This is a genomic window from Streptomyces sp. NPDC007929, assembly GCF_042959065.1.
Classification (GTDB): Bacteria; Actinomycetota; Actinomycetes; order Streptomycetales; family Streptomycetaceae; genus Streptomyces.
Window position 1 is genome coordinate 1 of sequence record NZ_JBIBKD010000013.1, and the last position, 10,888, is coordinate 10,888.

A 10,888-nucleotide genomic window follows, 5' to 3' on the forward strand; every position below is an offset into this window, starting at 1 on the left:
GTTGGCTCCGCTGACGCTCCGCCAAGTGACGCTCCGCCAAATTCCCGCGCAAGCGCGGGAATTGAATTCCGCAAGCGGAATTCTGGCAGTGTGTCAATTCGCGCAAGCGCGAATTGAGAGGAATCCCGCAAGCGGGATTCCAGCTGGCTGCAAAAGTCAGGCGGCACCATATGTAGGCCTGTGCAGTCACTGAGGAAATCAACCTGTCACTCCACAACAGAGATGACAGCCATTCAAAACTGACCAGCCGCCAGCCTCACAGACGGGTTCCGCTGCGCTCCACCCGACCCCCTCCCCTTCACCTTCGAAACCGAACTCTTCGCGTACATAAGTACCCGGGGAATCCCCCGCAACTCACCGCTGCAAAGCAAGGTTCTGTCGCTCGTCGCATGCAGGCAGAACGTGACGTGCCGATGCTGCATCATGGCTGCATCCTGTGTAGAGTTTGGGGTCAGGTACCACCATCCTGGTCACCCGCGCCGCGCCAGGATTTCCTTTCACACTACGCGCCACATTCCGCGGGAAGGAGAACACGGGACATGGCCGTGAAACTGCGTGATCACCAGGTCGAGGCCGTTGCCGCCGTCGTACGTGGTCTCGATGTCCCGCCGGGCGGCATTCCCCGGAATGGTCTGCGCGGGCAGGTGCACGCCGCGTGCGGCACGGGTAAGACGATCATTGCGGCGGCCTCGGCGAAGCGGATCGTGCCCAGGGGACGCGTTCTCGTTCTGGTGCCGACGCTGGATCTGCTGGCGCAGACGGTCAGGGCGTGGCACGAGGCGGGGCACCCGGGGCCGGCGGTCGCGGTGTGCTCGCTTCAGGACGACCCGTCGTTGTGGAACCTGAGAGTGCGTTCCACTACCAACCCGGTGCAGCTGGCGTTGTGGCACGGCCAGGGGCCGGTGATCATCTACGCGACGTACGCGTCGCTGGGTGTGCTGGCGGAAGCTTTCGAGGGTGTCTACGGTCAAAAGCTTGATCCGGTGGACCTGGCGGTGGTTGATGAGGCGCACCGGACGTCGGGGGCGATGGGGAAGGCGTGGGCGGGCATCCACGACCAGAGGGTCATCCCGGCCCGCCGGCGGCTGTATCTGACGGCCACGCCCCGGATCTGGGAAGAGCGGCTCGGCCGGGAGGTCGCCGAGGGGGTGCGGGATCCGCTGCCTCGGGAGATGGCAGCCTCCATGGACGACGAGAACGTCTTCGGACCCGTCCTGTACAAACTGACACTCGCCTCCGCCGTCTCACGCGGCCTGCTGGCCCGCTACCAGATCATCGTCCTCGAGCTCAAAGACCCCGCCCTCACCCCTGAACGGCTCTACGGCGAAGACCGGTACAGCGAACAGGTCCGCGGGCAGAGACTCGGAGCCCTCCAAGCCGCACTCCTGCACACCATGAGCAGACATCAGCTCCAGACCTGCATCACCTTCCATCACCGCACGATCGAAGCGCAGGCCTATGCCGAGGGCCTGGAGCGAGTCGCGGCGAAACTGCATGCCAACGAGCCGGAGACCTATCCGGAGGGGATCTGGGCGGACTGGCTGTGCGGTGAGCACGCACCCGAACACCGGCGGCAGGTACTGGGCTCGTTCGGGTCCACGGCGCGGCGCGCCGTGCTCTCCAACTGCCGCGTCCTGGGTGAAGGCGTCGACATCAAAGCCGTGGACAGCGTCGCCCTGCTCGATCCCAAGAGCGCACCGCACGACATCGTCCAGGCCATCGGCCGGGCACTCCGACAGAAGCCGGGCCAAGGGAAACTCGCGTCTTTGATCGTGCCGGTGTTTCTCCAGCCCGGAGAAACACCAGACGACATGATCGGCTCGGGATCGTACCGGCCCCTGGTGAAAGTCCTCGAAGGGCTACGAGCCCACGACGAAGAAGCCGTCGAACTGCTCGCCATTCCGCAGGAACCGCAGAAGGACATCGCGCAGCCGTCCGTGAACATCGGGCTGGCGCCCGAGGAAGGCGAGGACGAATCCCGCCTGCTGCTGCGCTTTGCGGCTCCACGGGACCCTGTGATGGTCGCGAACTGGGTGTCCTTCAACATCATCGACACCGAACGGCAGGACTGGGCCCGCGGCTGGGCAAAACTCAAGACGTACGTCGAGCGAGAAGGCCACGCCCGCGTGCCCTACGGGCACCGCGAAGGAGCAACACCCCTCGGGCAATGGGTCGCAGAACAACGACGGGCCTACACCGCCGGAGAGGTGAACGGCCAGCGCGCCCGTCGGCTCGAGAAGCTCGGCATGGTGTGGTCACTGGCGGATGAACGCTTCCAGGAGAACATGGAAGCCGCCAGGGTCTACTACGAGGAGCACTGGACACTGTGCGCACCGAGGTCCGCAGTAGCCCTGGGCAGACCGGTGGGGCAATGGCTGTCCAACCTCCGCCGCCCCGGAGCGCTGGACGGGCATCCCGGGTGGAGGGCGGCGCTCGAAGCCGTAGACCGCTACTGGAACCCGGCCTGGCCGGCGGACTGGCAGCGCCACTACGCCGCCGTGCGAGAGTTGCTACGCGACGAAGAGGGCCGGGTTGATGTCCTGCCCGGCGTCACCATCCATGGCATGGACATCGGCCGATGGCTCACCAAACAACGCCGACACACCACCTGGACGGCCCTGACGGACGAGCAACGCCAACTCCTCGAAGCGGTCGGCGTGACACCGCTCCCACCAGAGCCGGAAGTGCCCGCGACGACCTCCAAGAGCGCCTCTGGAGCCTTCGAACGGGGTATCGCGGCCCTTGTGCAGTACAAGGCCAGGGAAGGCCACCTCACCGTCCCACGCGGACACATCGAGCAACTACCCGACGGCACCGAAGTCCGACTGGGCGTTTGGCTCATGAACCAGAAAGCCCGCCGCGCCAAACTCACCCCCGAACGGCTCCGACAACTCACCCGCCACGGACTCGACTGGGCGTCCACGGAAGGAACCTCACGACTGCGGGAAGCGGGCGCCGGAGGCGAGGGCATACCGGTCCACCATGTAGACGAAGTGAGTCGCAAGGTGCTTGATACGAGTGATCATCGCGTTCTCCCATGACAGCGAGCCGAACAGAGCGGTTTTGCTTGTTTTGTCCATCTTGGGTAGAAGGATGCTCCTCGGGTACCGGGAAAACCCCTAACCGCGAATACCCGGGTTAGAGTCGCTTGAGTCGCTGTTCTCCGGGCAAACTGCCGCTGACCTGCGGTTTTGCGGAGCGACTCAAGCGGCTCAAGCGGCTCACATGAACGCGGCGGGGTGGTGGTCGGTCCAGTTCTCGGCTGTTTCCAGGGAGGCGGCGAGGCGGTCCGGATGCTCGTTGGCATCCTTCAGGGGCGTTCCGTGAGCAGAGCCTCAGCGGGTGACCCGCCCTCGTGGCCTCCTCGCCGCTAGTCGTCCTTCGAGCTCGGGCCGACGGTGACCAGGTCGACTGCCGTTCCTCTCTCGACCCGGGTGCCGTCGGACGGGGCGGAGAACACGACGCGGGCCAGGGGGTGTTCGGATCCGGAGATGTCACCGACCGTCAGGCCGGCTTCTCGCAGCAGGACGCGGGCGGTGCTCAGCGACTCGCCGTCGATATCAGGGACGAGGACCAGTTCCTCCTTCTGGCCGGCCTTGCCGATGACGATCGTGACCGTCGAGTTCCGCTTGACCTGCCGGCCCGCCCCCGGGGTGGTCGAGATGACCTTGCCGGCCTGGCCGGGGTCATCGGTTGCCTGCTCGGTGCAGTTCCCCACGAGTGCGTAGGCCGTCATGCGGGCCTTGGCCGCGTCGCAGGTCAGGCCCGTCACCTCGGGGACCGTGGCCATGGTGTCCCCTTGCTCGGGCCCGTGCTCGCCCGGCTTTCCCGCGACGACGAGCGTGATCGCCGTCCCCTTCTCCACCTCGGTGCCGGCGGCAGGATCCTGCTTCAGTACGGTGCCCGGTTCCTGCCGGGATTCCTGGGTCCGCGTCCTGACCTGGAAGGCGTAGCGGTCGGCCTCCAGTGTCGCCCGGGCGTCCTCGGCGCTCAGGCCCGTCACCTGGGGCACCGTGACCTTCGACCGCGGCGCACCGGCCGACGACTCGGCCCGACCGGCCGACGCCACCACGGTGACGGTCGATCCCTTGGCGACCTGCGTTCCGGTGGCCGGGTTCTGTTGGCAGATCCTGCCCTCGCTCTGGTGCGCGCAGGGACCCTGCTGGAACGCGAGATGCAAACCCTGTTCCCGGGCCAGCCGTTCGGCCTCGGCGCGGGTCTCGCCGACGAAGTCCGGCATCGCGACGGCGTCCTCCCCGGCCACGATGCCGCCACCACCGGCACCGGCGGCGGGACCGCCGCCGTCGCCGTCGTCGATCATCCAGCGGTTGATGATCACGACGCTCAGCGCGAGGAGGGCCGCCATCAGAATCGCGGCGATCACCACACCGGTACGGGACGTGCGCTGCGGCCGGTTCCCGCCCTCGGGGTGGTCGGGGCGGGCGCCGAAGCCGTGACCGTTCGCGTGGTGACCGCCGGTGTCCGGCTTCACGGGCGGCAGGGTCACGGTCGGTTCGGCCGCGTCCGTACGCGGCTGCGGCGCTGCGAACGCGGCCGTCGGTATTGGAGCCAACGGCCGGGTCCGGTCCGCGGCGACGACCGCCAGTGCCGTGGTGGCCGCTCCCGATCGGTTTCTGAGGCAGGCCTCGATGTCGGCGCGCATGTCGTCGGCCGACTGGTAGCGGTGGTGCGGGTCCTTGAGCAGGGCCCTGAGGACGATGGCGTCCATCTCGGGGGTGATCTCGGGGTTGAGGGCCGACGGAGGCTTCGGCTCCTCGTGGACGTGGTGGTACGTGACGGTCACCGGCGAGGCACCGGCGAAGGGCGGGGACGCGGTCAGCAACTCGTAGAGCACGCAGCCGGTGGAGTACAGGTCGGAGCGGGCGTCGACCTTCTCGCCCTTGGCCTGCTCCGGGGAGAGGTATTGGACGGTGCCGACGACCACGGAGGTCTCCGTGAGGGTGATGCCGGAGTCGTCCATGGCGCGGGCGATGCCGAAGTCCATGACCTTGACCTGGCCGTCACGCGTCAGCATGACGTTGGCCGGCTTGATGTCGCGGTGCACGATGCCGTTGCGGTGCGCGTACTCCAGGCCCTGGAGGATGCCGACGGTCGTCTCCAGGGCCTGCCCGGGTGGCAACTGCCGTTGGGAGTGCAGCAGTTCACGCAGTGTGGAGCCTTCGACGTGTTCCATCACGATGTACGGCAGTGGAACCGCGTCGACGTCGGCCTCGTCGGTGTCGTAGACCGCCACGATCGCGGGGTGGTTGAGCGAGGCGGCCGACTGGGCCTCCCGGCGGAACCGGGCTCGGCAGGACGGGTCACGCGCGAGGTCCGTACGCAGCGTCTTCACCGCCACCGTGCGGCCGAGGCGGGTGTCATGGGCGAGGTAGACCTCCGCCATGCCACCACGCCCGAGCACACCGCTCAGCTCGTACCGGCCGCCAAGACGCCGCGGCTCTTCCATGGTTACCTACCCGCCCGGTCAACGATGCGTCCACATCGCATTGCTCGAAAGACTCGCCTACCTTCACACACGCGGACGAGGGCCGATCCGATCAATTGCCCGCACGATGGTTGAGCGCTCTCCTGTGGTACTCGTCGCGTCATTCGGCCCCGAAGTGCCGTCCGCCGGGACCTCAGCGAACGGGAGACTCGCGCTGCAAACGGGGCGCCGACCTCGGCACCCCTGGTTCTTTCCGTGTGCTGATTCATTTCCGATTCCTTCGCACCGCGTGTCCGCACGCTTTTCCCGGTGGGCCACGAACGCATTGCGGCGCCGCGAAATACTCAGCGGGAGTGCGCGTTGTGGCGATGTGATCAGAAGGGCGACGCAGGGGGTGGCCGCGGCCGCCGTGAGTTGGCGGAGGAGGGGGCGAGCAGGGGGCGGGGCAGGGCGGCGGCGTGGGCGGACGAGGGGATGACGACGACCGGGAGGTCCGCCGGTGTCGGGGCGGGCGCCGGGCCGAGAGTGCCTCCGCGGATCCGCTGTCCGTCGATCTGGCGGAGGTGTCCGGCTCGGTCCTGGAGCGCGAGGAGGACCGTATCCGGGACGGAAACAGATGATCGGCAACCTCGTCGACAACGCCGTCAAGTACAACCGCAACGGGGGCGTGCTGAAGGTGCGGACCGGACGGACGGCGGCGGCCCTTGCGCACACCGTGTCGTAGAGCCGAAAGGGGAGGTGCTGTCGCAGCGCGGTCGAGGAGCTGCACGTGGTCAGGTGCGGGGAGTCGGCAGGGTCACGCGGACGAGCAGTCCGCCCGTGGCGTTGGCCTCGGCGGTGACCGTGCCGCGGTGGGCGCGGACCACCGAGCGGACGATCGCGAGACCCAGGCCGTGGCCCCGGTCGCTGGAGACGCGGGGCCGGGACCGGTAGAAGGGTTCGAAGAGGCGGTGCACGGTGGCGGGGTCCACGCCCGGGCCGGGGTTGTCCACTTCCAGCACCACGGCGTGGGACATGTCCGGGCCGTCGGGGGCGGTCTCGGTGCGTACCGCCACACGCACCGGCCCGCCGGGGATGTTGTGGACCCGCGCGTTGTCCAGCAGGTTGGCGACGACCCGGTGCAACAGCGCTTCGTTCCCCACCACTTCGTGCTCCGGCGTGGCTCCGCCGGGGAGCTCCTCGACGATGGTGACGCCGGGCGTCCGGGTGCGCTGCTCCTCGACGGCCTCGGCGGTCAGGGCCGCGAGATCGACGGCTTCGGTGTCGTAGCGGACCTGGTCCGCGGCGGCCAGCTGGAGGAGCTCGTTGACGATGGTGATGTTGCGTTCGTTGGTGTCGACCAGCATCGGCAGCAGCTCGGCGAACTGCCTGCCGCTGCGGTCGGCCGCGGCGACCTGGAGGATGGCCCGGTTCGTGGCGAGGGGGGTGAGCAGTTCGTGGGAGGCGTTGGCGGCGAAGCGCTGGTGTGCCGCGAAGGACTCCTGGAGGCGGGCCAGGGTGGTGTCGAAGGTGTCGGCGAGCTGCTTCAGCTCGTCCTGCGGGCCCTGTGCGTTGATGCGGTACGCGAGGTCGCCCTCACCCGCTTTGGCCGCCGCCTTGTTGATGGTGCCGAGGGGGGCGAGCAGCCGGCGTGACAGGAGCCAGCCCGCGGCGAGCCCGATGCCCATCACCAGGACCACGCCGCCGGTGGACACGGCGAGCACCATGTGCCAGACGTCCTCCTTGGTGCGGACCATGCCGGACAGGTCGAGCGTCTTGCTCGGTGCTGTCTCCCCGGCGGGAACGAGGCGGCCCGGGTCGACGGTGGGGCCCTGAGTGGGCTGGTACGGCTGGGTGGTGCCGGAGGGGTGCGGAGTAAGGAGGGCGGGGGCCGCGAGGTCGTACGTCGGCAGATAGCGGATGCCGACGTAGATGATGGTGACCATCAGCGCCGAGCACAGGGCCAGCGCACCGCCGAAGCCGAGGAAGAGGCGCGTGTGGATGCTCAGGGACCGGGACCGGGGCCGGAACCGGAACTGGGGCCGGGGCCTGTCGTCGGGCGGGCGCAGGCGGCTCACGCGAGACCCAGGCGGTAGCCCGCGCCGATCGCGGTGTGCACGAGCTGCGGGTGGCCGAGCTTCTTGCGCAGGGTGTGGACGACCAGGCGTACGGCGTTGGTGAGCGGGTCGCAGTGGGCGTCCCAGGCCTTGTCCAGGAGGTACTCGGCGCTCAGGACGCCCCCGTCGGCACGCAGCAGCAGTTCCAGGACGGCCTGTTCCTTGGGGGTGAGGCGGATCTCGGCGCCCGCCCGGGTGACGAAGCGGCGGTGGGTGTCGAAGGAGAGGTCGGCGAAGGTGAGGACGGGCGGGTGGACCATGGGGCTGCGGCGGTACAACGCCCTGAGGCGGGCGACCAGTTCGGGGAAGTCGAAGGGTTTCGCCAGGTAGTCGTCGGCGCCCAGGCCGAGCCCTTCGACCTTGTCGCCGAGGCGGCCCGCGGCGGTCAGCATCAACACGCGGCAGTCCAGGTCCATGGCGACGATCCGGCGGCACACCTCGTCGCCGTGCACACCCGGCAGGTCGCGGTCGAGGACCACCGCGTCGTAGTCGTACACGGTGACCTTCTCCAGGGCCGCCTCGCCGTCGTGCACGACGTCGACCGCGATCGCCTCCTGGCGCAGTCCGATCTCGAGGACCCTTCCCATGTACCGCTCGTCCTCGACCACCAGAACGCGCATCGCCGTGACACCTTTCTTCGTGATTTCTCATCTCTGAGAATTCCCTGAGGAATTCGGCGGAACGCCGCCGCTTCCGCCCTTGCCGCACTGTTCTCGGCCACAGCTATCAGATCCGGTATGTGATCCGTGTATGAGAAGCGGGGCACCGGCGCCGGCGCCATATACGGCTCACATGGCCCCGCCCCTAGCGTCGCGTTCATGAATCTTTTCAAACGGGCGTGGTGGCGGCTGACGGGCCACTTCGGGAAAACGCTGATGCTGATCGGTCTCTTCTTCGTGATCTGCACCCTGGTGCTGTCGGGCTTTCTGATCCAGTCCGCCGCTGCGCGCGCCGCCACCGACGCCAAGCAGCGGGTCGGCGCGGTCGCGACCATGCAGCTCGATGTCAACGCGCTGATCGCCTCGGGCAAGGCGGAGCAGCCGGACGGGGCCATGCCGGGGACCATCGGCGCGGCAGGCGATCTGCACCGCGACCTCGTGGAGAAGATCTGCGCGTCGTCCGTGGTGGCGCAGTGCAACTACACCACCGACGGGGGTGCCCGCCCCACGAAGTCCGCGCAGCTGTATCAGCCCGTCCCGCCGCCGGCCGGCCAGGACACCATTGCGAGCGACCTGTTCAAGGCCGACGGTATTCGTGATCAGAACGCGGTGAGTGCGTTCCGCAACGGCGACTCCACACTTCTTTCCGGCCACGGGATCACCCCGCGCAGCAAGCAGGACGAGATCGTCGTCGAGGAACGTATGGCGAAGGCGAACGGATTGAAGGTCGGCGACTCGGTGAAGCTGAAGACCGGTCAGCTGCCGGAGGCCGGTCGGAAGCGGGACGAGAAGGATCACGTCTTCAAGGTCGTCGGCATCTTCAAGAGCGACACCGCCGACACCGGCCGGTACGTCCCGGCTCTGATGAACCCGGCCAATCAGCTGTACGTCACCCCGGACGGCGCGAGCCTGCTGCTCGGCAAGGGCGGCGACGCCGACGACGCCGTCGTCAGGCAGGCCACGTTCACGCTGAAGGACCCCGAGGACGTGGACCGGCTCAAGCGGGACGCCGAGGCGGCCGGGGCGGACCTGGACGTCTTCCCGCTGAGCGTCAACGACAGGCAGTACAAGGCGCTGGTCGGGCCGATCACCAAGACGGCGGACTTCGCCACGGTCACCGTGTGGCTGGTCGCCGTCGCCGGCACGGTCATCCTCGCGCTGATCGTCGCCTCGTCGCTGCGCGAGCGCCGCAAGGAGCTGGGCATCCTGCTCTCGCTCGGCGAGAAGAAGCCGCGGCTGCTCGGGCAGCACCTGGTGGAGGTCGTGATCTGCGCCGTCGTCGCGATCGGTTTCGCCGGGGCGTGCAGCGGGCTGCTGTCCCAGACCATCGGGGACCGGCTGCTGGCCGGTGAGGTGGCCTCCGCCAAGGAAGAGGCCGCGGACCAGGGCCCGGAGCGTGACCCCAGCGACCCCAACGGCGGCATGAAGGAGGAGGAGCCCGCCCCGGACCCCATCGCGTCCATGGACGTCAGGCTCGGCCCCGCCGACATCGGCAAGGTCGGCGCCACCGGCCTCGCCATCGCGGCGATCGCCACGCTGATCCCCGGCAGCCGGGTGCTACGCCTCAACCCCCGCGACATCCTCACGAAGGGCGACTGACGTGTCCGAACTCCCCTCCGGTGCCCTCCTCGAACTGGACGGCGTGACCCGGATCCACCAGAGCGGCAACCGCCGCCGCGTGGTGCTGAAAGGCGTCTCGCACCGCTTCGAAGCCGGGCGCATGTACGCCGTGGTGGGCCCCTCGGGGTCCGGTAAGACGACGCTGCTCTCGCTGGCCAGTGGCCTGGACTCCCCCACCGGCGGCACCGTGCGCTTCCGTGGCCGCGACATCGCCGACCTGGGGCTCGGCAGATACCGCAACCGGCACGCGGCGACCGTCTTCCAGTCGCTGAACCTGCTCACGTACATGACCGCGATCCAGAACATCACCTCGGCCATGGAGATCACGGGGGTGAAGGGGGGTGGCCGCGCGAGGCGCGCACGGGAGCTGCTGGATCTGCTGGGGGTGGAGGCCGCCGACCAGAACCGGCGGACCCTCCAGCTCTCGGGTGGGCAGCAGCAGCGGGTCGCCATCGCGCGTGCGCTGGCCTGCGAGGTGGATGTTCTCTTCGCGGACGAGCCCACCGGGTCCCTGGACCTGGAGACGGCGAGCGGGATCATCGAGGTGTTCCGCAAGCTCGCCCACGACGACGGCAAGTGTGTGATCGTGGTGACCCATTCCAAGGAGGTCGCCGACGCCTGTGACGAGGTCCTGCGGCTCCAGCGCGGCAAACTGGTGACCCACGCGTGAGCGTGCGGGACGTCGAAACGGACCTCGTACGGGCCGCGTCGGCCGACGCGCACCACGCGGCGACGGCGGGCCGGGCGCCGGCCCGGGCCGCGAGGGTCAGGGACTCGGTGAGGCGGCCGAGTTCGAGGGTGCCCCGGGCTCGGCTCCGCGCGGGACAACGTCTTCACGACGGCCCTGTGCGAGGCGGTCTGGCCCTGCCCCACGGGTGAGGGCGGTCAGCCCTCGGTGCCGGTGGCCGACGCTTCATCGGGGGCGGTCTCGGGCTGCTGAGGGCTGAGACCGCCCCGTCTTGCCGCGTTCGCCGGTGCCTGGCCCGGTCAGCCGACGCGTTCGATCCGCGCCTTGCGGATCAGGTTCTTGCCCGGCTCACGGACCTGCTCGAAAGCCGACTCGTTCA

The 10,888-nt window shown here is 68.7% G+C and carries 6 protein-coding genes; 3 read left to right on the forward strand and 3 right to left on the reverse strand.

What is annotated here, in order from left to right; translation table 11 throughout:
• Positions 1 to 539 precede the first annotated feature (539 nt).
• Positions 540 to 3,041, forward strand: coding sequence for a Helicase associated domain protein (locus ACFZDE_RS33795; protein ID WP_391206662.1), 2,502 nt, complete (start codon positions 540 to 542; stop codon positions 3,039 to 3,041).
• A gap of 329 nt (positions 3,042 to 3,370) precedes the next feature.
• Here ACFZDE_RS33795 and pknB read toward each other — a convergent pair whose 3' ends face one another.
• The 3 genes from pknB to ACFZDE_RS33810 form a co-directional block, all read right to left on the reverse strand.
• Positions 3,371 to 5,467 (reverse strand): Stk1 family PASTA domain-containing Ser/Thr kinase, encoded by a 2,097-nt coding sequence (gene pknB / locus ACFZDE_RS33800; RefSeq protein ID WP_391206665.1) that lies wholly within the window; start codon positions 5,465 to 5,467, stop codon positions 3,371 to 3,373.
• Between the two features lie 752 nt (positions 5,468 to 6,219).
• On the reverse strand, positions 6,220 to 7,503 hold the full coding sequence (locus tag ACFZDE_RS33805) for an ATP-binding protein (protein WP_391206669.1): 1,284 nt from the start codon (positions 7,501 to 7,503) through the stop codon (positions 6,220 to 6,222).
• Positions 7,500 to 8,162, reverse strand: coding sequence for a response regulator (locus ACFZDE_RS33810; protein WP_391206673.1), 663 nt, complete (start codon positions 8,160 to 8,162; stop codon positions 7,500 to 7,502). The genes ACFZDE_RS33805 and ACFZDE_RS33810 overlap by 4 nt, the downstream gene beginning before the upstream one ends.
• Before the next feature lie 198 nt (positions 8,163 to 8,360).
• On the opposite strand from ACFZDE_RS33810, the gene ACFZDE_RS33815 reads away from it, so the two are divergent.
• A complete protein-coding gene (locus ACFZDE_RS33815) occupies positions 8,361 to 9,800 on the forward strand; it encodes an FtsX-like permease family protein (protein WP_391206677.1) in 1,440 nt (479 codons plus the stop codon).
• Between the two features lies 1 nt (position 9,801).
• A complete protein-coding gene (locus tag ACFZDE_RS33820; protein WP_391005065.1) occupies positions 9,802 to 10,491 on the forward strand; it encodes an ATP-binding cassette domain-containing protein in 690 nt (229 codons plus the stop codon).
• Positions 10,492 to 10,888: the final 397 nt, after the last annotated feature.

Excerpts from the sequence above, each read along its gene's own strand:
- ACFZDE_RS33810 (WP_391206673.1), bottom strand. The coding sequence starts at position 8,162 with ATGCGCGTTCTGGTGGTCGAGGACGAGCGGTACATGGGAAGGGTCCTC.
- pknB (WP_391206665.1), bottom strand. The coding sequence starts at position 5,467 with ATGGAAGAGCCGCGGCGTCTTGGCGGCCGGTACGAGCTGAGCGGTGTG.
- ACFZDE_RS33815 (WP_391206677.1), top strand. The coding sequence starts at position 8,361 with ATGAATCTTTTCAAACGGGCGTGGTGGCGGCTGACGGGCCACTTCGGG.
- ACFZDE_RS33795 (WP_391206662.1), top strand. The coding sequence starts at position 540 with ATGGCCGTGAAACTGCGTGATCACCAGGTCGAGGCCGTTGCCGCCGTC.